At 68.1% G+C, this 22,744-nt stretch carries 14 protein-coding genes and 1 pseudogene; 7 read left to right on the forward strand and 8 right to left on the reverse strand.

Features of this window, described 5'->3' with window-relative positions; all coding sequences use genetic code 11:
- Nucleotides 1–414: 414 nt before the first annotated feature.
- Nucleotides 415–564, forward strand: a complete 150-nt coding sequence (locus tag ABD374_RS22090) for a hypothetical protein (RefSeq protein ID WP_344497327.1) — start codon at nt 415–417, stop codon at nt 562–564.
- Nucleotides 565–728: 164 nt separating this feature from the next.
- Here the strand turns inward: ABD374_RS22090 and ABD374_RS22095 are convergent, their stop codons facing one another.
- Nucleotides 729–1,880: an aKG-HExxH-type peptide beta-hydroxylase gene (locus tag ABD374_RS22095; protein ID WP_344497357.1), complete on the reverse strand. Its 1,152-nt coding sequence runs from the start codon at nt 1,878–1,880 to the stop codon at nt 729–731.
- 1,374 nt (nt 1,881–3,254) lie between these two features.
- On the opposite strand from ABD374_RS22095, the gene ABD374_RS22100 reads away from it, so the two are divergent.
- Together ABD374_RS22100 and ABD374_RS22105 are read left to right on the forward strand one after the other, a co-directional pair.
- Nucleotides 3,255–4,088, forward strand: a complete 834-nt coding sequence (locus ABD374_RS22100) for an NAD(P)H-binding protein (RefSeq protein WP_344497328.1) — start codon at nt 3,255–3,257, stop codon at nt 4,086–4,088.
- Nucleotides 4,089–4,233: 145 nt separating this feature from the next.
- Nucleotides 4,234–5,742, forward strand: a complete 1,509-nt coding sequence (locus tag ABD374_RS22105) for a DUF4246 domain-containing protein (protein WP_344497329.1) — start codon at nt 4,234–4,236, stop codon at nt 5,740–5,742.
- Nucleotides 5,743–5,758: 16 nt separating this feature from the next.
- Here ABD374_RS22105 and ABD374_RS22110 read toward each other — a convergent pair.
- Nucleotides 5,759–5,978: pseudogene (locus ABD374_RS22110) on the reverse strand (IS5/IS1182 family transposase); the annotation flags it as partial.
- Between the two features lie 393 nt (nt 5,979–6,371).
- Nucleotides 6,372–6,734, reverse strand: a complete 363-nt coding sequence (locus tag ABD374_RS22115) for a hypothetical protein (protein ID WP_344497330.1) — start codon at nt 6,732–6,734, stop codon at nt 6,372–6,374.
- A 444-nt stretch (nt 6,735–7,178) separates the two neighbouring features.
- On the opposite strand from ABD374_RS22115, the gene ABD374_RS22120 reads away from it, so the two are divergent.
- From ABD374_RS22120 to ABD374_RS22135, 4 genes are all read left to right on the forward strand, one after another.
- Nucleotides 7,179–7,352, forward strand: a complete 174-nt coding sequence (locus ABD374_RS22120; RefSeq protein WP_344497331.1) for a hypothetical protein — start codon at nt 7,179–7,181, stop codon at nt 7,350–7,352.
- A gap of 188 nt (nt 7,353–7,540) precedes the next feature.
- Nucleotides 7,541–7,666: a hypothetical protein gene (locus tag ABD374_RS22125; protein WP_344497332.1), complete on the forward strand. Its 126-nt coding sequence runs from the start codon at nt 7,541–7,543 to the stop codon at nt 7,664–7,666.
- A gap of 662 nt (nt 7,667–8,328) precedes the next feature.
- A complete protein-coding gene (locus ABD374_RS22130; protein ID WP_344497358.1) occupies nt 8,329–11,202 on the forward strand; it encodes an RICIN domain-containing protein in 2,874 nt (957 codons plus the stop codon).
- A gap of 97 nt (nt 11,203–11,299) precedes the next feature.
- Entirely contained in the window at nt 11,300–13,651 is a 2,352-nt protein-coding gene (locus tag ABD374_RS22135) for an AbfB domain-containing protein (protein WP_344497333.1), read from the forward strand.
- Nucleotides 13,652–14,407: 756 nt separating this feature from the next.
- Here the strand turns inward: ABD374_RS22135 and ABD374_RS22140 are convergent.
- From ABD374_RS22140 to pulA, 5 genes are all read right to left on the reverse strand, one after another.
- A complete protein-coding gene (locus ABD374_RS22140; RefSeq protein WP_344497334.1) occupies nt 14,408–14,665 on the reverse strand; it encodes a WhiB family transcriptional regulator in 258 nt (85 codons plus the stop codon).
- 859 nt (nt 14,666–15,524) lie between these two features.
- Entirely contained in the window at nt 15,525–15,746 is a 222-nt protein-coding gene (locus tag ABD374_RS22145) for a hypothetical protein (RefSeq protein WP_344497335.1), read from the reverse strand.
- Nucleotides 15,747–15,829: 83 nt separating this feature from the next.
- Nucleotides 15,830–16,144, reverse strand: a complete 315-nt coding sequence (mihF, locus tag ABD374_RS22150) for an integration host factor, actinobacterial type (RefSeq protein WP_344497336.1) — start codon at nt 16,142–16,144, stop codon at nt 15,830–15,832.
- Nucleotides 16,145–16,363: 219 nt separating this feature from the next.
- Nucleotides 16,364–18,946, reverse strand: a complete 2,583-nt coding sequence (locus tag ABD374_RS22155) for a pullulanase X25 domain-containing protein (protein ID WP_344497337.1) — start codon at nt 18,944–18,946, stop codon at nt 16,364–16,366.
- Between the two features lie 352 nt (nt 18,947–19,298).
- The gene (pulA, locus tag ABD374_RS22160) at nt 19,299–22,655 is read right to left on the reverse strand and encodes a pullulanase-type alpha-1,6-glucosidase (protein WP_344497338.1); all 3,357 of its coding nucleotides are present in this window, start codon (nt 22,653–22,655) and stop codon (nt 19,299–19,301) included.
- Nucleotides 22,656–22,744: the final 89 nt, after the last annotated feature.

A 22,744-nucleotide genomic window follows, 5' to 3' on the forward strand; every position in this document is an offset into this window, starting at 1 on the left:
GGGCCCGGCACCAGCCAGATCCTCCACGGCCTGGTCGCTGTCAGCCTGCCGGGCCTGCGGACGGTGGAAGTGCTGGTCGCCATTCATACGTAAGCACGTGCCCCGGCCACCCGCCCTCCAACAACCAAAGCAGGAAAACCCGGCTGAATACCCACCCTGCCCTCGTGCAGTCACCCGAAAATCGGAGAACCGGACGCAGGGCAGCTCCCGCATGGTGTGCGCGATGGGCGGTCAACGCCGGCTGCGACGTGGACGGCGCCTTGGCCGTACGCCACCGTGCCCCGAAGTTGCCCGGTGCGGTTGAACCGGGCGACGCGTGCGAACCCACGAATTACGCGGCGCCTGGCGGGCATACCGGTGAGCCGTGCGGTGCACCCCCAGTGCCCAGGGTGAGAACCTCCGCGTCATCTCGGCGTGCCCAAGAAACCGGCCCCGAACTTCGGCTTCCCACCGGACCTGCGCAAGGCGCAGTCGGCGCCGCACCAGGCCCGCGCCCAGTACGAGAAATGCGCCCGGACGCTGCCATGGCCGGCGGAGCCGATACCCGGACAGGAGAGCGAATAAGCAGCCGCACAGGGGCTGCCGCGCCCTCCCGACAGACCCTGCTCAGCATTCAGCGACCCGAAAGTCCCCACCCCAGCCGAAGTCCTCCACTACACCGACCACGCCCTGCGCCATTCAAGCGGCGCCTACCACCTCGTCAACATGCGAGGTTCTCTGGCAGGACTTCACTCCGACGTTGCGGTCGACTGGAGATGCTGGAGCAACGGAGCGTCGAGGGGCTCCTGTGTTTCTGCGATCCATTTAATGAAAGAATTGCCTGCTGCCGAGAATGTATTGAAATGATCCTGGGCCGTGTTCGACAGGTAACGTGCCCGCTCAATTGCTTCCTGGTACTTCATCGCAGGATCGGCCGGATACTCCGAACGGTCCGTCACGCCACCTCGGCGCCTCTCGAGGTCGATTCGGCCGAAGAACACTGCCAAACCTGTGTAGACGTGCATCGCCGTCAGAAGCCGGTCGAGTGGCCAACGCTGCTTCCGATCGCCACTGTGCCATGGAGGAGACACCATGGGGGATGAGAGTGGCCTGAACCCGGCAGCAAACAGGTGTTCTGCGTAGTCGATGTCCATGAGTTTGACATGCATTGATTCATGGAACATGGCCTCGGCTGCCGAAACCGGCGAGGCCAGCACGGTCGGCGAAAGGAAGATCACCCCTGGAAGCCCCGGGACTGTCAATGACTTGTACTGGGAGCCCTCGACCGATGTCGCCACTACCACCGTGGACGTGTGAGAAAGAGCGCTTCTTCCAAGCTCCGGGAGAAGCCTGTCCACTACCTTCGCAGCTTCGGTGATGGTTCCCAAGGCTTCGTCTGTGGGCTGCTCTATGCGCAGCATCGGGAGTCGGCCAAGACATTGCATAACAAATCGGCGTGCCGCAATATTGTCTTCGATGGCGCCGGTCCAGACGTAACCGTGGTGGGGCGCACTGCTGATGCTGACACAGCCTGCCGTTTCGGCAAGTAGTTGCGTATGGCGGTGCCTGGCATGCTCATCGGCCGCAGTTAGAATTTCATTCAGACTCTGCTCATCAATGGCGTCGCGCCCCAGCAGGTACAGGCCGACGCCATCTTCGATGGTCCTTCGTACGAGCGGGTCTCCTAGTACGAGTCTTCTCAGCTCGCCGTTCGCAGTAACCATGCGCTCGAAGAGTGCTCGCGCCCCCGGCGCCGACTTGGCGATCATTGAGAGCAATTCGACGTACCTGCCGAAGACTCGCGTCGAAATGTATTCGTAGCTTCCGAATGGAACGTCTTGAGCGAGAATTCTCTCTGCCTCGACAAACGCTCCTCTGTCAGCTGTCGAATCCATTTTCATCTCCGTCACGGTCGCTGCGTAGAGAAGAGGGCAGAATGCTGCACTCTGTTCCCGGCTCTCCCCTCTGGGGCTCGGGCCGGATTCAGGTGATGGGTCTACGACTTGACGAGCCATCGCTTTTTCGGTAAGACTTCACCACACTGCATAGAGAAGAATACAGATCGTGGCGCGGTCTGGTCCCACTGGTCCCGGTGCTCCGCCTTCTCCGGGTTCGCCGCCTTCTTCTGGCTTTCCAGCTGAGTTGGTTTCGCTGGCAGTGATCCGGTTCATGGTTTCCAGCCCACGGATCACTATCTCGGACAGTGGGCTCTGGACGGGTTCAGACGGTGGGTCTACGCCCTGCTGGGCCAACGCTTCGTTTTGGTGGGTTGTGGTCATTGACGGTTCCCCTTTTCGGGCGGTTCTTGCCTCGTCGCGGATCTCGTCATGAGCTTGCGCCTCGAACGTCCCTCGCTCAGCAGCCGCTTGCTGCGTGATGACGACCGGGACCGGGTGGATCAATGGAACGCTCCCCTTCGTTTCGAAGGCTGTGGAGGCACAGGGTTCCGATATTTTCCCAGTGGGGACAAGAGATCAACCAGTCTCATGGGATCTCCTGTGCGCCGCCGTTCGGAACTGTCCCAGCCGTGTGGAACGCCCCTGTGACGGGTCCGCCTGTTCCCATCACACCTCAAGTCGGTGGTGATCGCATCTGGCCGGCCGCGCTGCAGGCCCGACCAGGCCATCCCGGACAAGGCCTACAGTCCCGTGGTTTCCGTGCCTACCTGCGCCGACGCGGCATCGCGCACCATTGCGGAGAACTTTTCGCTCCTGAGCCGTAACGCTCGCGCCGCACGGTTCACCGGCGTCCGGACACCGGGAAGAGAAGCAGCCGTCCCCGCGCCAGCGGACGCTCTGCGTCAACTCGTCGTACGTCCCGCCGGGCGGCCCCACGGATCCACCTGCCTCACGAGACATGCCGCGATCTGGAGAACCCCAGCTGCACCGAAGCCCAACGCACCGAAACCAGGCAGCTGCACGCCCTGCTGCTGGAGCTGAGCACCGTTGTCTCCACGCACTCCTCCTGGGACACGGTGCACAAGGACAAGGCGGTGAAGGCGCGGAGGACGCCGGGGCACGCCCACGAAACCCCCGACACCCCCGAGACCGCGTCCCAACCGGCGCCAGGCCCCCGCTGGGCAGGTGCCGCGCCTGAGCCGGTCACCGACCTGGTCGGCTCACTCGGGGATGGCGTGAGGGATGCCGCACCGCCTGAGCCAGGTGCGGCTTGGCTTCGTTGTTCGCGACACCTGCCGATCCTTCTTGACCTGAAGCCTGGTTGAGGTCTTAACGTCACGGCATGTTGATCAGCGCCTGATGACAGGAGAAGACCTCATGATCCTCGTGACCGGAGCCACCGGAAATATAGGAAGTGCTCTCTTGCAAGAGCTCCGGGCGTTCGGCGCCGGACCGCTGAGGGGGCTCACCCGTGACATCGCACGGGCCGCGTTCCCGGAAGGGGTCGAAGCCGTCGCGGGTGACTTCGCTGAGACAGCCACATTGAAGCCCGCACTGGAGGGGGTCCGATCGCTGTTTCTCGTGTCACGCATGGGGTCGGACGCCGAGATCATCGAGGCGGCCCAGCGGACAGGCGTGGAACACGTAGTGCTGGTCTCGTCCATTACCGTCCAGACCCATCCGCACCTGGGTCCCGCCCGCGAGAACCTGGCTGTCGAGCAGCTGCTCAAGGACAGCGGTATGACGTGGACGATCCTGCGGCCGACGCAGTTCGCCTCGAATGCCCTGTGGTGGGCGGCAACGATCCGCGAGCACGAAACGGTCCGCGTGCCCTATGCGGACATCGGTCTCCCCACGATCCACCCTGCGGACATCGCATCGGTGGCTCGAGTGGCACTGACCGACTCCGGTCACCAAGAACGGACGTACGCGCTGACTGGTCCAAGGAGGGTCACGGCCCGGCAGCAGGTCGGGGCCATCGGGACAGCACTGGGGCGGAAAGTGCCGTTCGCCGAGATCAGCCGACAGGAAGCCCATCGTCCGATGGCTGTCTTCCTGGGCGACGAAGCCGCTGACGCGGTGCTGGACCTGACGGGTGGCGACGTCAACGACGAGCTGCTCATGGTGCGTGACACGGTTTCCCAGGTCACCGGTGCACCGGCCAGGACATTTCAGCAATGGGCGTCGGAGAATGCCACCGCCTTCCGCTGAGCTGCCCGATCCTGAGCACGTTCATCGCGCCCGACGGCAGGACGTCGGGGCGGACAGTGGAGCGATGACAGAGGCCACGGCTGCGGTGTCAGTCCGCTGAAGTATCCTTCCCGCCACCGCACACCGACTGGGAGGACCAAGAGAATTGACCGGCCTGTCTGCTTTCCCACTGCCCTTTCATGCTTCCCGTTCCATATCGTTCGCGACACCCCGAACGCTGCGGGAACTTCAGATGATGCAGTGCAGCTCACACATCCGGGCGAAGCCGGGGTGGTTCGACAAGATGAACGATGCCGACATCGTCGCCAGGTGGACGCAGGAAGCGGTCGCCCAGGGCCTCACTGAAGCGCAGGTTCGTTACGTGCTTGCCGAACTCCTGCATTACGCCGCGCTGAGGGACGGACGAACCGGCGTCGAGGTGTCCGCCGTCGACGGGGTGTGGCAGTCGGACACACTGGTCGACGACAAGCTCAGATCCCGGCTGCGCGAGGCGGTTCGGGTTCTGGAACAGGTCCCCGAAGCAGAGCAGGACTGGCATCCCGGATCCGACGGCCAGGTACTGGATCTGGTTCATCCCTCACTGTTCTGCCTGGTGAGAGAGGTGAGCAGTGCGCCCGAGAGGGCTTGGCAGAACCCGACGGACCGTTACTCGAGGTACGAGTTCTCGGAGAAATTCCAGTGGCTGCCCACGGACGTCGATGTCAGTGACGACGGCGATGTCACCTTCCGTTCGTACGTCAACAACGTCCACCCCGGGACTCATCGCGAGCTGGCCTCCGTCCTGCCGGACCTGTTCGCCCGCTTGCGCCCGTTGTTCGAGAACGTGCTCACCGATCTGCGCCATCCGCGGCCCCTGCGGATCGAGGCCGATCCTTTCGGCTGGTACGACTCGGAGCCGGTGCGTCCGGACAAATCCTCCTACAGTGATGACGGGGCCTACGCAGAAGCTTTCCGCGCATGGGGAGAGGCCCAGGACGACTGGTGGGAAAACCGCCGTCCGGTCATCCCGGACGCCCCGGCCTTCACCCCGCCCGAGTTGCCCGATGAATCCGCCCGAGTCGACCTGCGCGGCCGCCGTCTCCAGGTCATCGTCAAGCTCGCCAGCATTCATCTCACCCCGGACAAGCCCGAGTACCCCGGCGGTTCCTGGCATGTCGAGGGGATGTTGAACGAGCGGATTGTTTCGACCGGCATTTACTACTGGGACAGCGAGAACATCACCGAAAGCCGGCTGAGTTTCCGGGCGGCACTCGACGATCCGTACTACGAACAGAACGACGACAACGGCCTGCGTGAGATCTACGGCCTGGAGGACGAAGACGCACTGAGCCAGGTGCTGGGATCGACATCGACCCCAGAGGGCCGCTGCCTGGCGTTCCCGAACGTCCTGCAACACCGCGTCGGCTCATTCCGCCTCACGGACCCCACCCGCCCGGGATATCGCAAAATTCTCGCGTTCTTCCTGGTCGACCCGTCGGAAAACATCGTCTCGACATCCGATGTGCCACCGCAACAACCATGGTCCGTCACCTCGACCATGACGCTTGAACAGGCCAGGAACTACCGCGAACAACTCATGCAGGAGCGCAAGTTCTTCGTCGACGAACACAACGAGCAGCTCTATGAAAGGGAATTCTCCCTCTGCGAGCACTGAATCTCTTCCATCCTGATTACGTGCAGGTCAGGCGGGTGTGAACGGCCTGGACGACAGTGGCGATGCGGCGGGTGGAGCATCTGGTCCGCCGGAGCAGTCGCCAGGTTTTCAGCTGTACGAAGGCACGTTCTCCAGGAGCTCGCAGCCGGGCGTGATCAGGGTTGAACTCCTGTTACTGCTGGGGCTGTTCACGGTGGTGGTAGTAGTGGGGCACCAATGGTGGCGCCGGTTCCCTTTCCGCCAAGGTGATCGGAGTTCGTGCCTTCGAGCGTAGATGAGCCGGGAGACATGCTCGACGAGCTCGTACGGGACGTCGAGCATGGAAGGATACGGGACCGACAGGGCCCCTCGGTCACCGGTGCGATGGGTGAGGTCAGCTCGCCCCGGAGCGGGCGCCGGCGAGGGCGCCGGCGGCTTCGGGCTCTGTGACGGCGGGCCGGGCATCGGCGTCGGGGCTCTGTCCGACCGCCTGCGGCCGGGCGCGCCGGGCCACAGGCGGGCTGCTGCGCCGCACCCGTCGCGGCCTGCCCGTCACGGACCCCGGGCGGACCTGGAGCCGGTGTACGAAACGGTGGCGAACTCCCGAAATGGTGGGGCCTGTTGACGACCCGTTCACCACAGCGCCGACGTCAGGGGATCATTACACAGTGGTTCTCGATGACCCTGCCGCTGCGGTCCAGCCCTCCGCAGACCGCCAACCGCGGGTACGCCCTGATCTCCCGGTTGACGACGAACCGCCACCGCGTCACGCCCGCCTTGCTCGCCCGGTAGTCGCCCACGAAGGCGCGCAGCGTCCCGGGAAGGCCGTCCCGGGTCGTGACCGTGATGTCCTGGACGTAGTCGCGCCCTTGATGGGCGGTGGCCACGCAGATGTAGGTGCCGCACGTGGACTTGACCTCGGCGCTCGCCGGTGGTGCGGTCGCCAGCCCCAGAGCGCTGGCTGCGGCGAGAGCGGCCGTGATCGCCGCCACCCGCCGCCCTGTCGTGGTCACCGGCCGGATCGTCTCCTGGCGCACGTACTTCACAGGGCCCCCTTGAGTTGCTGCGTCGGCTGACTGCTCAGCGTTCTCCACTGTCGCGGGCCGAGCCCGAAGCCGCAATGACAGAAAGGGGGCGCTCTGGTGGGTACCGGGGGCGCGCGGGCGTGGGAAACCTCATTCGACCGCGCTCCGTCATCTCACGGTGCATGCTCTCGGCCGGCCGGGCCGGCCCCGGGGCTGTGGCAGTGGAACCAGACGGTGGGACGTTCACTCTCCACGCTTTGAACTTCGCTGAGCACACGCATGACACTCCAGGCCCGGCCCCTGTCGGTGGCGGCCGGCTCGGTCCAGTTCCAACCTCGGGCTTTCACGTGGACCGGCGTCCGATACGCGAAGTGGTCCACACCGTTGACGTGAGGGATGCGGCCGCTGTCGAAGCTGCGCTGGAGGGTGCGGATGCCGGTGCCCCACCTGGGCGGGCCGCCGGGCGAGGCGCCGCTGGTGGACCTTCTGGACGTCAATGTGCTGGGCACTCACCACGTCCTGGAGGCCGCCCGGCGCGCCACGGTCCCACGGACCGTGCCCCGCGTGACCGGGTTCCATCCCACGGCCCATCGCACCGGCCCGTAGGAACCGGTGCGTCCCGACGGCCTGTACGGGATGAGCAAGTCCGTCATCGAGGCCCTGGGACAGCTCTGTGCCGACAAGTTCAACATTTCCGTGATCTGCCTGCGTATCGGTCGGTGCCCGTGCTGCCTTCGAGGCCGGTTCGCCGTTTCCCTGGCGGACGAAGAGAAGCAGCGTCCGGGGTGGAGTGCTTGGTCCCGACAGACCGGAAGCACGGCTTCGAGTCGTCGGAGGAGAAGACAGCCCTGCCGGCCCTGGACTTCATGACGGTGATCGAGGTGCTCCCGCAGGACGGATCGGCGAGGTGGACGCGGTGAAGTTCGCCGCGTCCCGCGAGGCGGTGGTCGCCTGCGGCTGTCGCCATTCGGTGCATACACGCGCCGTCCCGGTGCTCACGGGACCGGCCGGAGCGCTGAACGCGGCCTGGTTGGTGTCGGGGGTGACGGCCCTGGGTGCCGGGATGGAGCCAAAGGTGATCCCGGCGGTCGTCATCGGCGGCAGGCTGCTCACGGACGGACTCGGCTCCGTCAGCGGGTCGCTGGTGGGGGTGCTGTTGCTGAAGGTCGTCCAGAACGTCATCCACCAGACCGGTTCCTTCGACCCGGCGTACCCACAGGTCGTCAGCGGCACGTTCCTGGCGTTCGTCGCCATCGCCCAGACCTGGCCGGGCGATGGCGACGAGTGCTGTAGCCGCTGTCCCGACCGTGTCGTGCGGCGCCCCGTCCGGCGCCCTTCAGTGGTACGGGCGGGGCTGCGGGACAGTCGGGAAAAGGCGTGCGTGGGGGCTGGACAGGCCACCACAAGCCTGTTGTCATGGCTCTGGCAACAGATTTCCAACGTTGCAAGTCCGGTGGACGGCGCCATCGGTCTCGCACAGCGGCAGGCCGTCCCGCCCGTCGGCGAACGAGCCCCGACCGCTCGCACCGTGGCCCTTTGTATGCGCGTCCGCACACGTCCACTCCGACCCACGGAGAGCCGTATGTCCCTGAGCCGCCGCCGTTTCGCCGCCCTGGCGTCCCTGGCGATCGCCGGTGTCACCGGCGGCGCCCCCGCCCTGGCCGCCGTGTCCTCCCCCGGCCCTTCGCCGGCCCGCGTTCTTCCGACGCCGGGCGGCCTCTACAGCCCCAACGCCGCTCCCCTGCACCCGACCGCGCTGCTGAGACTTCCGGTCACGGCCGTCCGGCCGCGTGGCTGGCTCGACGGGCAGCTGCGCCTCCAGCTCGCCGGGCTGTGCGGCCGGTACGACGAGATCTCCCACTTCCTCGACTTTGCCACGTCCGGCTGGGTCCACCCCGAGCGCGGCGCGTGGGAGGAACTCCCGTACTGGCTGCGCGGCTATGTCGACCTCGCGATCGTCACCCGTGACGCGGACGCGCTCGCCACCGCGCGCCGCTGGTTCGACGCCATCCTCGCCACCCAGCAGTCCGACGGTTTCTTCGGCCCCCGCTCGCTGCGCACCTCGCTCGGCGGCGGCCCCGACTTCTGGCCCTACCTGCCACTGTTGCAGGCGCTGCGCTCCTGGCAGGAGTACACCGGGGACAGCCGGATCATCCCGTTCCTCACCCACTTCTTACGCTATATGAACACCCAGGGCCCGTCGGCGTTCAACCAGAGCTGGGTCTCGCTGCGCTGGGGGGACGGTCTGGACACCGCCGTCTGGCTCTACAACCGCACCCGCCACTCCTTCCTCCTCGACCTCATCGACAAGATCCACGCCCATGGCGCCGACTGGACGGGAGCGCTGCCCGACCCGCACAACGTCAACATCGCGCAGGGCTTCCGGGAGCCTGCCCAGTTCGCGCTGCGCTCCGGCGCACCGGCCGACACGCAGGCGGCGTACACGACGTACGACGGGGTGATGCGGACCTACGGCCAGTTCCCCGGCGGCGGCTTCGCCGGGGACGAGAACATCCGCACCGGGTACCGCGATCCCCGCCAGGGTTTCGAGACGTGCGGAGTCGTGGAGTTCATGGCCAGCCACGAGCTGCTCACCCGGCTGACGGGCGACCCGGTGTGGGCCGACCGCTGCGAGGAGCTGGCGTTCAACTCGTTGCCGCCGTCGCTCGACCCCGAGGGCAAGGCGGTCCACTACATCACCAGCGCGAACAGCGTCGACCTGGACAACGTGCCGAAGACCCTCGGCCAGTTCCAGAACGGCTTCGCGATGCAGTCCTACCGGCCCGGTGTCGACCAGTACCGCTGCTGCCCGCACAACTACGGCATGGGCTGGCCCTGGTTCACCCAGGAGCTGTGGGCCGCCACCCCGGGCCGGGGCCTGTGCGCGGCGATGTACGCGCCGTGCACGGTCACCGCACGCGTCGCCGACGGGGTGGAGGTCACGGTCCGGGAGGACACCGACTACCCCTTCGGGGACACGGTCGCCTTCACGGTGTCCACGCCCCGGAACGTGGCCTTCCCCCTGGTGCTGCGGGTCCCGGGCTGGTGCCGCGCCCCGGTGGTGGCGGTCAACGGGCAGCGAGTGGACGCACCGGGCGGTCCGGCGTTCACCACCGTCAGCCGTACCTGGTCGAACGGCGACACCGTCACCCTGCGGCTGCCGCAGCACCTCGCGGTGCGCACCTGGCCGGGCAACGGCGGTTCCGTCACCGTCGACCGGGGGCCGTTGAGCTACTCGCTGCGGATCGGCGAGCAGTACGTCCGTACGGGCGGCTCGGACACGTTCCCCGAGTACGACGTCCACGCCACCACGCCGTGGAACTACGGCCTCGCCGTGGACCCGGCCGACCTGACGGCCGGGCTGTCCTTCTCGGCTGCCGGCGGCATGCTGCCCGCCAACCCGTTCACGCTCGCGACCACTCCGTACCGGATCACCGCCCCGGCGCGCCGCATCGCCGAGTGGACCGCCGACAGCCAGCATGTCGTCATGCCGCTCCAGCGGAGCCCCGCTCTCAGCACGGCCCCGGTGGAGGCGGTCACCCTGGTGCCGCTGGGCGCGGCCCGGTTGCGGATCTCCGCGTTCCCCCTGGCATCACCCACGGGGGCGCCCTGGACGGCGGGGGGAGCGGCCTTCCGTATCGCCAACCGCGACAGCGGCAAGGTGCTCGGCGTCCATCTGATGTCGAAGGACGACAGCGCCCAGGTGGTGCAGTTCGCCGACAACGGCACGGCCGACCACCTGTGGCGGCTCGTCGACAACGGCGACGGCTGGTACCGCGTCCGCAACGAGCACTCCGGCAAGGTGCTGGGCGTGGACGGCATGTCGAAGGACGACGACGCCCGGGTCGTGCAGTACGCCGACAGCGGCACCCCCGACCACCAGTGGCAACTCGTCGACAACGGCGACGGTTTCTTCCGGGTCCGCAACCGCAACAGCGGCAAGGCCCTGGCCGTCCTGGGCGGCTCGGCGGCGGACAGCGCGCCCGTCGTGCAGTACGCGGACAACGGCGCCGGCGGCCATCTGTGGCGGCTGCTGCCGGACGGTGCGGTGCGGCTGGAGAACCGGCACTCCGGCAAGGTGCTGGCGGTGAGCGGCATGTCGAAGGAGGACAGCGCGCGGGTGGTGCAGTTCGCCGACAACGGCACGGCCGACCACCTGTGGACGTTCCGGCCCGACGCCGACGGCTGGTACCGCGTCCGCAACGAGCACTCCGGCAAGGTGCTGGGCGTGCACCTGATGTCCCGGGAGGACAGCGCACCCGTCGTGCAGTACGCCGACAGCGGCACCCCCGACCACCAGTGGCGGCTGGTGCACGACGGCGGGGGCTTCTTCCGGCTGCGCAACCGCCACAGCGGCAAGGTGCTCGGCGTCCACCTGATGTCGAAGGACGACAGCGCACCCGTCGTCCAGTACGCGGACAACGGCACCCCCGACCATCTCTGGCGCTTCCGCTGACCTGGGCCCGGCCACGCACACGAGCCGGACCCATGCGAACCGACCGCCGTCCCCCCGTGGACGGCGGGACCATCCGCACGCCTACCAAGGAGCACTGATGCGCTCTTCGCCCTCCCCCTGGACGGGACGACGACGGCACGGCCTCGTAGCACTGCTGACCACCTGCGCGCTGCTGTGCGCCGGCCTGTTCACCACCACGGGCGTCGCCGGTGCCCGTGAGGCCGCGTGGACACCGAAGCCCTCCCCCATGACCACCCCGTGGACGAACCAGGTCCCCGTCGACAACCCGCTGCCGGAGTATCCGCGCCCACAGCTGACCCGCTCCGACTGGGTGAACCTCAACGGCGTCTGGGACTTCGCCGTGACCGCGGCCGACGCCGGGCAGCCCGGGTCGTTCCCCGACCAGATCCGGGTCCCGTTCGTCGCGGAGTCGGCGCTCTCCGGCATCCAGCGCAAGATCACTCAGAACGACAAGCTCTGGTACAAGCGGACGTTCACCGTCCCCTCCGCCTGGAACGGCCGCCGCGTCCAGCTCAACTTCGGCGCCAGCGACTGGCGTACGACGGTGTGGGTCAACGGGCAGCAGGCCGGTGCCGTCCACAGCGGCGGGTACGACGCGTTCACGTACGACATCACGCCGCTGCTGAACGGTGGCGGCACCAACACCATCGTCGTCTCGGTATGGGACCCGTCCGAAACCGGCAGTCAGGCCGTCGGCAAGCAGCGTATCCGGGACGTGGCTCCGCACCCGGGCGGTGGCATCTTCTACACCGCCGCCTCGGGTATCTGGCAGACCGTGTGGCTGGAGCCCACAGCGCCGGCCCACATCACCCGCCTCGACATGGTGCCCAACCTCACGAACAACAGCCTGAAGGTGACCGTGCGGGGCGCCGGCACCAGCGGCCACAGCGCCCGGGTGACGGTCTCCACCGGCGGCACCACCGTGGGCAGCGCGACCGGTCCCGTGGGCGGCGAATTCTCGGTGCCGATACCGAACCCGCGCCTGTGGTCCCCGGAGGACCCCTTCCTGTACGACGTGAGGGCCGAGTTGGTTTCCGGCACGGCGGTGGCCGACTCGGTCGGCAGCTACACCGGAATGCGTTCCGTTTCCGTCGCCAAGGTCGACGGTGTGATGCGCACCCTCCTCAACGGAAGGTTCGTCTTCCAGACCGGCACCCTCGACCAGGGTTACTGGCCGGACGGCATCTACACCGCACCGAGCGACGCCGCCCTCAAGTACGACCTGCAAAAGCACAAGGACCTCGGCTTCAACATGGTCCGCAAGCACATCAAGGTCGAGCCGCAGCGCTGGTTCTACTGGGCCGACAGGCTCGGCCTGCTGGTGTGGCAGGACATGCCGTCGATGGATCTGCGCACACCGGACGCGGCCGCCCGCGTGCAGTGGGAGGCGGAGTACGACCGCATCATCGATCAGCACCGCAGCTCCCCGTCCGTGGTGATGTGGGTCAATCAGAACGAGGGCTGGGGCCAGTACGACCAGGCCCGGATCGCCGATGAGGTCAAGGCGTACGACTCCTCCCGCCTCGTCAACAACATGAGCGGCGTCAACTGCTGCGGCTCGGTCGACGGCGGGAACGGCGACGTGATCGACAACCACATCTACGTGGGGCCCGGGGTCACCACGCCGACCGCCACCCGCGCCGCGGTCCTCGGCGAATTCGGTGGACTGGGCTTCAAGGTGCCGGGGCACGAGTGGTACCCGGGCGGCGGCTTCAGCTACGAGGACCAGCCGAGCATCGCCGCCCTCAACAACAGGTTCGTCGGACTGATCGACTCCATCCGTGAGCTTCAGATGCCCGCCGGCCTGTCCGCCTCCGTCTACACCGAGATCACCGACGTCGAGAACGAGGCCAATGGCCTGCTCACGTACGACCGTCAGGTTGTCAAGGTCGATCAGGCCCGGGTGAAGGCGGCCAACCAGGCGCTGATCGAGGCGTCCCGCAATCCGGCTCCGCCCGTCACCCTGCCCGTCAACCAGTACAAGTCCCTGCGGGTGACCACACCGGGCCACACCAACAAGTACCTGCGTCACAAGGACGGCTCGGCCTTCACCGAGGTCGTCGACGCCAACAGCACCAGCCTGCTGAAGAACGACGCCACCTGGAAGATCGTCCCGGGTCTCGCCGACACCAGGTGCTACTCCTTCGAGTCGCGCAACTTCCCCGGTCAGTACCTGCGCCACCGCGACTTCCGGGTCCACAAGGAAGGCGGGGACGGCTCGGCGCTCTTCAAGGCCGACGCCACCTGGTGCGCCGTCCGGGGAAGTGGCGGCGTACGGCTGTCCGCGTACAACTTTCCCGGCCAGTATCTGCGGCACTACCAGTCCGAGCTGTGGCTGGCCACCCCCGGCGGTTCGCACGCCTGGGACAACCCGAACACCTTCGCGGAGGACACCACGTGGTCCGTCGAGAACCCATGGGCCCCGTAACGAGGACGGCCTGAAGGCATGACGGGACGAGGGGGTGGCAACCGCCGGCCATCCCCTCGTCCCCTCTCGCCAGGCCCGGAAGGAATCGGACCTGACGGATGCGTTCTCGGGCATCGGCCGGTCTGCAAGCGCATCCTCCCGGTGGAGATCAGCACCAGGATCAAGATCCGTCCCGAACTCAAGCGCTCCGTCCGCAACGCGGCCAGCGGCTGACGCTCTCCACTCGGCTCCAGCCCGTCGGCGTCCGGCCCGAACTCCTCGCCGGCCCGCTCACCGGAGTCAACGGCCTCCTCTGACATGGACGCCATGTTCTCCGCCGCGCTCGTCGTCGCCGCCGGACTCGACCGCACCTGCATCCCGGTCTGAGCCTCTGCCGGATCGTCCGCGACCTACAAAGCCCATCCTCACCACCTGGAACGGCACCTGCCCCACCTGTCACCGCGGCACACCCACACAAACCCGGCCTGACCCAGCCCTACTGGCACCACGTGGTGGTACCTGTCGGCGGCGAACCACCACCGTGCCTCGGCGAACAGCGCCTGCCGCGCGGCCACCCGCTGCTGTGCCGACGCGTGCTTCTTCATCGGCAGCCGGCGAGGGAGCGGGGGCGCGGCGGAGCGTCCGCATGAACGCGCCCGTCCGAGCGCCGGCGGGACTTCGGTGGGACGGCACCACGGCGGCCGGCAGTGTTGCGCCCACCGGGTTGAGGGCGATCAGGGGCGGGGATGCCTCCAGCCACACGGAACGCAGGCGGGATCAGGATTCCATCCGGGCTCGGGCCGCTCTGGTCGTCCGCCGCTTGACAGCACGCCGCTCATCTTCGCTCAGGCCGCCGCATACGCCCATGTCCTGGCCCCCTTCAAGGGCCCATTTCAGGCAGTCGCCCAGAACCGGGCAACGGCGGCATACTGCCTTCGCCTCCTCGGTTTGGAGCAAGGCCGGGCCACCGGTGCCGATGGGGAAAAACAGGTCCGGGTCTTCCCGTCGACAGGCAGCTTTGTGACGCCAGTCCATCGTCGTGCCTCCAATCTCGTCGCCGGATGCTTCTCCACTCGACTGACCGGTATCGGCAGCTGTATGCAGCAGAGCGGGTAATCGCTCGCCTATTTCTGGACCGACCGAGCGCGGCTTCCGTTCAGCGCACACGTTGGGGGTGGACGAGCGGCATATTCAGACATCGACGTGTTCTTCCCGCCGCCCCCAGTCGCAGATGTCACCCGCTGGTCAGCACCCAGCTGTTCGTGGGCGACCGCCGGGACGACGGGGTCGAGCTGGACTGTGACCACACTGGAGACTTCGTCCATTCCGCTCGGAAGCCAGGCAGCTCCCTGGCCCACACCGGTGCCGAGTTCGAGCATCCGGCCGCCGGGCTGAGCGGCCGCCGGCACGGCCGACAGGCCGCCAGTGCGTTCCTCCCAGGACATGAGGAAACCCGCCTCACACGCTGCGGCGCGCAACCTGCTCAAGGTGGCCGGGAAATGACTCGGCGTGTCGTCCATACAGGAGTGCTGTGAGTGTCATGTCTTCGGACGCAACCGCGATTTCCTTCTGACGGTGATCACTTCTCGGGCCCCCCGTGGTCTGCGGACAAGCTCTGTGCGAGAGCGGCGCCGAACTCCTCTTCGACGGGCCGGGGGCGGGGCGGTCGAAGTTTCCAGGACGCGGCCGACGGGAGCACACCGTGGCCGCCCGCCTCAGCGGGACGGACTCCGGCGGCTTCGTCCTGCCCGCCTCCGCTGCCGTGTCCTCGCGCCCCGACGGGGCCTGACGGGCCCTGGCGGAGTCGTTTCACCGCAGAGGAGGCATGACGGAACACGTGTGGCCCGATGCTGTCTCTCCGGGGTGGCCGGCTCGCCGGTGCCAGGGTGCGGGGCTAGGACTCCGATCCGGTCCCGGGCCGCTCGCCGAACGCGGAGAACGTCCTCCTCTCCCAGCTCTCCAGCTGTGGGGAGCCCCCGCCGGTGAAGTCCAGAGCCTGCCTCGCCCGTAACTGCGTCTGCTCGGCCGCCTCACGCGAGGCGGCCAGGACGTCCCCGAACTCCTTCACCAGGTTCTGGTAGATCGGCGGGTCCTCAACTATCCCGAAAGTGTTCATGGTTCAGATCCTCTCCCACCCGCCCACGATCTGTCAGCAGGAGTTTGTGTCCGCGACCTGATGACCACACCGGCCCGGCGTGTTCAGGACGAGGCGGGAAACAGCTTCACGAGCTGTTCACGCTGGCGGGGCCCGAGTCCTGCGACACGGCGCCCCTCGGGTATGTCCAGTTCCTCCAGGAGCTGTCCGGCCCGGACGGCACCGATACCCGGAAGACTCTTCAGCAGCCTCTTCACCGGTGTCCGGGTGGCTACCGTGTCCTCACGGGCCAGCACGTCCTCCAAGGAGACCTTCCGGTCCTTGAGTCCAGCCATGAGGGCAGAGCGCTCCTTGCGGACCGCGGCCGCCTTCTCCAGAGCCTCGGCTCGCTGGGCTGGGGACAGTTCAGGCAGAACCATGAGCAACGCACCTCTCGTGTCACCGCGCACGGATCATCCGTACACGACCTACCCACTACCCCCACATCGCCTCTCGATCCGCTCCGCAGGAGATCTGCCGGCTCCCGGTGGCCGACCGTTGCGTTGCCGGCCACCGGTGGCCGGCGCCTCCCGCGCATCCCCGCCCACACGGGCCCGTACCGGTCCGTCAGGCTGCGGCGGTGGTACGGGCCCGTAGGGTCAGCTCTTCTTGAAGACGGTCACCGCCAGGCTTCCGGCGGCGCTGCCCGTGGCGCTGACCGCTCCGGTGCTGTCGAGCACCTTGGTCCAGGAGCCGGCCGGCAGGCTCACGTCATACGTGGAGCCGGTGGGGTTGTAGACCACGACGGTGTCGTGGTCGGTGGGCGCGCTCTCCCTGGAGCTCAGCGTGGAGATGACGACCTGGCCGTCGGTCCGGGTGACGGCTTGCGCCTTCACCGCGTCCCAGGAGGGCAGCCGCAGGGCGGGGGTGGACTTGCGCAGGGCGATGGCGTCCTTGTAGTAGCGGAAGGTCGCGGCGTGGGTGGTCTTCTCGCCCCACTGGATGGCGTTGACACTGTCAGGCGCTTCGTAGGAGTTCTTGGCCGTCTCGTAGTCGCCGCCGACGACCTTGGAGTGGAGGAACTCGTCTCCTTCGTGGATGAACGGGATGCCTTGGGAGGTCAGCACCATGCCGACGCCGAAGCGGTCCATCTGGCCGGCTCGGCCCGAGGGCCCTCCACTCACTCCGGAGTAGGTGATCTTGTCCCAGAGGTTGAGGTCGTCGTGGGCGGAGACGTAGTTGATGGTCTGCTCGGGGTCGTAGGCAAAAGCCGGATTCCAGGGGTCGGAGAGCGGGGCGGTGCTCTTCACCGCGAGGGGGGAGCCGCGCATGCCGGTCGCGACGGCCGCGGCGTTGGAGGCCGAGCCGCCCATGTAGCCGAGGTTCCGGTCGCGGGTACCGCCCTTGATGGCGTCGCGGTAGGCGCCGTTGAAGACGCCGACGTGTCCGCCGGCCAGGGTGGGGGTGGTGCCGTAGCGCACCTTCTGGGGCTCGAGCGGGTCGCTCACTCCGCCGCTCCACGGTTCGCCGTGGATCTGGAGCATGCGGTCGGGGAAGGCGGCGTTGAGGTGCCTGGCCCAGTCGTCGACGTTCTTGTGGTGGTGGATGCCCAGCAGATCGAAACGGAAGCCGTCGATGTTGTAGTCCCTGACCCAGGACTCCAGGCTGTCCCTGATCATCCGGCTGACCATGGGGTTGCCGTCGTCGATGGAGTTGCCCGTGGCCGAGAGGTCGTTCTGGGTGTAGTACTTGCCGGTGATCCCTTGCAGCGCGTCCTTGCTGTACGTGTGGTTGTAGACGACGTCCATGAGGACGCGGATGCCGTTCTTGTGGAACTCGTTCACCATGTCCTTGAACTCACGAACCCGGTCCTCGGGTGCGGTGAACTGGGAGAACTGCTCTTCGGGAACGTTGTAGTTGACCGGGTCGTAGCCCCAGTTGGGCACCTTGCTGTTGAAGTCGAACGACGGCAGGAGCTGGACGTGGGTGACGCCGAGTTCCTTCAGGTGGTCGATGCCGGTCTTGGCACCGTTGTGCGTGGTGCCGCCCTGGACGAGGCCGAGGAACTTGCCGCGCTTGGCGCTGTCCACGCCGGAGCTGGCGTCGATGGTGAAGTTGCGGACGCTCATCTCGTAGACGACGGCGTCCTCGCGCCTGACCGCCGGCGGGGTGGGCGCCCAGGTCCCGCCGGTGGGCCGTACCGCGGCGGTGTCGAGAACGACGCCCTCGGTGGTGCCCGGCCTCACCATGCGGGCGTAGGGGTCGCGGACGGTGTTGCTGCCGACACGGAACTGGTACGCCTGGTTCTTCCAGTCGCCGCTCACCACGGCTTCGTACACGTCGGTGTATCCGGCCAGTGCCACGGGCTTGAGGGAGTGGCTCTGGCCACCGACCGTCACGCTCACCGCGGAGCTGTCGGGGGACCAGATGCGGAAGGTCGTCCTGGCCGGGGTGTAGGTGGCGCCGAGGGTGCCGGCGGCGGGCTCGGACCCGCCGCCCCCCGAGGACCCGGTCTGGACCGTCAGCACGTGTGAGCTGCTGTTGTAGCGGAACTCCGTGGTCGAGCCGGACTGGGGGACGGTAAAGCTGATGTCGGCGCCGCCCGGGCTGCCGCCCTGCCCGTAGCTTTCGGCCCAGGACTGGCCGATGGCGGCTTTGACCTTGTGGGTTCCGGCCGGGATGGCGGTCGTGGACCAGGTGTAGGTGCCGTCGCCGTCGATGTCCTTGAGCCAGGAGGTGAGGCAGTCGGGGGCCCAGTCGGCGGCGCAGCCCAGCTCGGACTGGAAGGAGCCTCCGGCGGTGACGATCTTGTGGTTGATGTCGTCGGTGATCCAGTGGGTGACCGGGTCGTAGACGAAGGTGACCTTCCTGCCGCCGGCGGGGACGGTCAGAGGGATGTCGGCGCCGGCGGGCTGGGCCTTGGCTCCGTAGTTCTCGTTCCAGCTCTTGTTGATCGCGGCCTTGTAGGCGTAGGAGCCGGCCGGGAGGGTCAGGGTCTTCGACCAGGCCCCGGACCCGTCGGTGCGTGCGGTGAGCTGGGCCTGGTCGCAGTCGGTGGCCCAGTCGCCCGGGCAGCCGATCTCGCTGTTGAAGGTGCCGGGGACGGACACGGCGGTCGGGGCGACCGCCTGGGCGGGGGTGTGGAGAGCCGGGACGAGCGTGAGCCCGAGGGCGCCGGCCGCGACGGCGGCGGAGAGGGTCGTGGCTCTGCGGCGCCGGAGGGGTGGTGGGGTGCCGTGCATGGAGGTGCCTCCTCAAGGGGGTTCCGCTCCCCGCCGCCCGTAATCGGGGGCGCGGGTGGCGGGGAGCGGGAAGGCGGCGCCGACTGGTGCCGGCGCGGCTGCGGGGCGGGCGGTCGCCCACCGGCTCGGGGTGGTCCAGGTGACCCGGAAGTATGACGGCAGTACGCCGTTCACCCTTTGCTAACTCAAGTTAATAATTGGTTACTTGAAGGCAGTCAAGGCTTCTCACAAGGGGTTTTCCGTAACGGCGGCACCCATTGGCCCGAACCGGGACGGCGGTGAACGGGCACGGCCCGGCGGGGCAGCGGCCTGCCGCTGCCCCGCCGGGCCGGTGTGATGCTTGTGGTGTCGGTTACCGCTGGACGAACACGGCCACCGTGTGCGCGGGAACGGTGAACGTGCCGCTGTCGGCGCGGAACGCGGATTGCCTGACCGTGGCGTCTCCCCCCTGCGCCAGGACCGGGTGCAGCACCTGACGGCTGCCCGCCAGACCCTTCAGGGTCTGCTGCTGCGTCTGGGCAGTGGCGTTGTAGACGACCGTGACGTTCTTGTAGGTGTCCAGCCCCCGGCCGTCCAGATGCTGGGTGATGACACCGGGGGTCTCCCCCGGGGTGCCGGAGAGCGGGAAGCTCAGACGCTTCTGTACGGCGGCCGCGCTGCCGAGGGAGAACAGCGGCGTGGACTTCTTGATCTTCAACAGCTGCTGGAACTGCTCACCGGCCTTGCCGGTCTCCTCGCAGCCCGGGATCAGGGACGTGTCGGCCAGCAAGGGCCTGGCGAGGTCCCACTGCGCGCGGTTGGACTCGGCCGGCGGCAGACCGCGGCCGAAGCCGTTGCCGTCGCGGCAGTCCCACCGGACGGCGTTGAACCAGTCACCGCTGTCGTAGGAGTTGTGGTCCAGTGACTTGGAGCGCAGCAGGTCGGTGCCGGCCTGGGCCATGCTCGGGCTCTGGGACAGCGTGCTCGTCGCCAGGGCCAGGGCCTGCACACGGGCGCGGGCCTCGGGCGTGGTGTCCGCCGGCAGCTTGTAGGCCAGCGCGTCGTACAGGGCCAGGTTGTCGTGCGCCTCGACATAGTTGACCGCTTCGCCGGGAGCAGCGGTGTAGCCGGCCGGGTGGCCGTTGTAGTCGAGCTGGGAGCCCTTGCGCCGGGTGCCGTCGCTGGTGGTGAAGGAGTAGTCGGCCAGGTTCCCGGCCAGCCCGATCTTCACCAGGTCCATGTCCTTGAGCAGCCGCGCCTTCTGCTGTTCGGGGGTGCCGTTGACCCCGGCGCCGTTGGGGTCGGTGAACAGGCCGCTGGCGAAGCCCTGGCGGCGGGGGTCGGCGTCGGAGATGCCACCGCCGCGTACGCCGTCGCGCAGCCGGTCGTTGAAGGTGCCGATGCCGGTGCCGGCCATGTTCTCCTGGGTGGCCTGGACGAAGCGGGCGTCGTCGGCGACCACCCCGTAGTTCCAGCCTTCGCCGTACAGGGCGATGTTCTTCCCGTCGACGCCGTGGCGGCCGGGGGTGAGTCCGGCCAGGGCGGAGTCGACGTCGAGCATGGTCTGCTTGGGGTCCAGGCCCATCAGGTCGAAGCGGAAGCCGTCGATGCGGTACTGCTCGGCCCAGGTGGTGACGGAGTCGACGACGAGCTTGTTCATCATCGCGTGCTCGGGGGCGGTGTCGGCACAGCAGCTGTCGCGGGTGACGGTGCCGGTGGCGTCCAGGCGGTGGTAGTAGCCGGGGACGACGCGGTCGAGGACCGAGGCGGGGTCCTGGCCGGCGGCTGCGGTGTGGTTGTAGACGACGTCCATGACGACCCGCAGGCCGGCGTCGTGGAGGGCCTGGACCATCTGCCGGAACTCCACGACGCGCGAGCTGCCGTTCGGGTCGGTGGCGTAGGAGCCCTCGGGCACGGTGAAGTGGAACGGGTTGTAGCCCCAGTTGTAGGCGTCGGTGGCCTGGGTGCCGGCCACGCAAGCCTGCTGGGCCTCGGAGTCCGGAGCCATCGAGGGCAGGTCGCACGCGGGGGTGGCCTGGTCGGCGCGCTTCTCGGCGGTCCCGGCGAAGTCGAAGGCGGGCAGGAGTTGCACGGAGGTGACGCCGGAGCCCGCCAGTTCCTTCAGGTGCTTCCACCCGGCCGACTTCGGGTGGGTGAGGGCACTGTAGGTGCCGCGCTCGGCGGCGGGAACGTTGTCGTCCGCGGCGGAGAAGTCACGCAGGTGCAGTTCCTGGATCTGCTGCTCACCGGCGTCGATCGCCTTGGGTGAGCGGCTGTTGTTCCATCCGCGCGGCGCGGTCGCGCGGTCGTCGAGGTCGATGATCTGGCTGAGCCGGGAGTCGGTGGACAGGGAGAGCGAGTACGGGTCGGTGACGCGGTTGGTGACGGTCTTGAGGACGGCGGGCGCCCAGACCTTCACGGCGAAGCGGTAGTACGTGTTCTTCCAGTTCTTCTCGCCGCGCACCGACCAGACGCCCGTACGGGGGTCGAGGGTCATGTCCACGAGGCGCGGCCGGGTGGATGTGGCCGTGTCGTACAGCTCGGCGCTGACGCTCTTCGCGGTGGGCGCCCACACCGACAGCGTCGGCTTGCCGCCCTTGAAGACGGGCCCGAGGGCGGCCTTCTTCGCCGGTGCGGCGTAGAGGTCGTCGAGTACGCCCGGGGTCTGCAGGCCGGTCGCGGTGTGCAGGGTGCCGTCCGCGTCGAGGGCGGCGACGGCGACCTGCCCCTTCAGGAGGCCCGGCGCCTTGGCGGCCCAGGCGGGCGGGAGCCGCAGCGCTCCGAGCTTCGCCAGATGGGGGTACTGCGTTTTGAGCGAGGCCGGCAGTCCGTCGGGGTCGTAGGTCAGCGGGATGACGGTGCCGCCGGTGATGCCGGTGCCGCCCGCCGCGAGACCGCCGTCGGGGGCTGCGGCGAGGTGGTAGGTCCGGTCGGCCGGTTTGTCGCCGAGGTCCCAGGCGATCAGACCGTCGGTGAGCCAGTGGGCGGCCCGGGGGGCGAGGCTGGGCTTGGGCTCGCCCGCGTAGACGTCCAGGACCTGGGAGGAGCCGGTGTAGCTGAATGTCGTCTTCGCGCCGTCGGCGGCCACGGTGAACGAGGTTTCCCCGCCCGCGGGGGTGCCGGGCAGGCCCAGGGCGGCGCGGGCCTTGTACGTCCCCGCGGGCAGGCCGGTGGTGGTGAAGGTGCCCGTGCCGTCGCCGTCGGGGTCGGTGAGCCAGGAGGCCAGGCAGTCGGTGACCCCGTCGGCGGCGCAGCCCAGTTCGCTCTGGAAGTCGCCGACGGCGGTGACGAGCGTGGTGGTGAGCGTGTCGGTGACCCAGTGGGTGACGGGGTCGTAGACGAAGGTCACGTCCGCGCCGCCGGCCGGGACGGTCAGCGGGATGTTCGCGCCGCCCTGGACGGCGTTGAGCCCGTAGTTGACCGCCCAGCTCTTGTCGAGCGCGGCCTTGTAGGAGTACGACCCCGCCTTCAGGTGGACGGTGAGGGACCAGGCCCCGTCCGCGCGGCGTTCCATCTGGGCCTGGTCGCAGTCGGGGGCCCAGTCGCCCGCGCAGCCGAGCTGGGTGTCGAAGTCGGAGGCGATGGCGACCGCGGCGGGCGGTGCGTCGGCGGCGAGCGCCGGGGTGATGTCCGCGGCAGCGGTGGTGCCGGTCAGGAGGAGTGCGGTGACGGTGAGCCGGGGTATCAGCCTGCGGCCGTGTCCGGGCGCGCGGAGGGGTCTACGAAGCATGGAGACCTCGCTGTGTATGGGGGCCGGGACCCGAAGGTCCGGGAGAAGGGCGATGCGGTGCGGTACGGGGCCGCGCGGTGCTCAGGGGT

Origin of the sequence: Streptomyces enissocaesilis, assembly GCF_039533765.1 — a bacterium.
GTDB lineage: Bacteria > Actinomycetota > Actinomycetes > Streptomycetales > Streptomycetaceae > Streptomyces > Streptomyces enissocaesilis.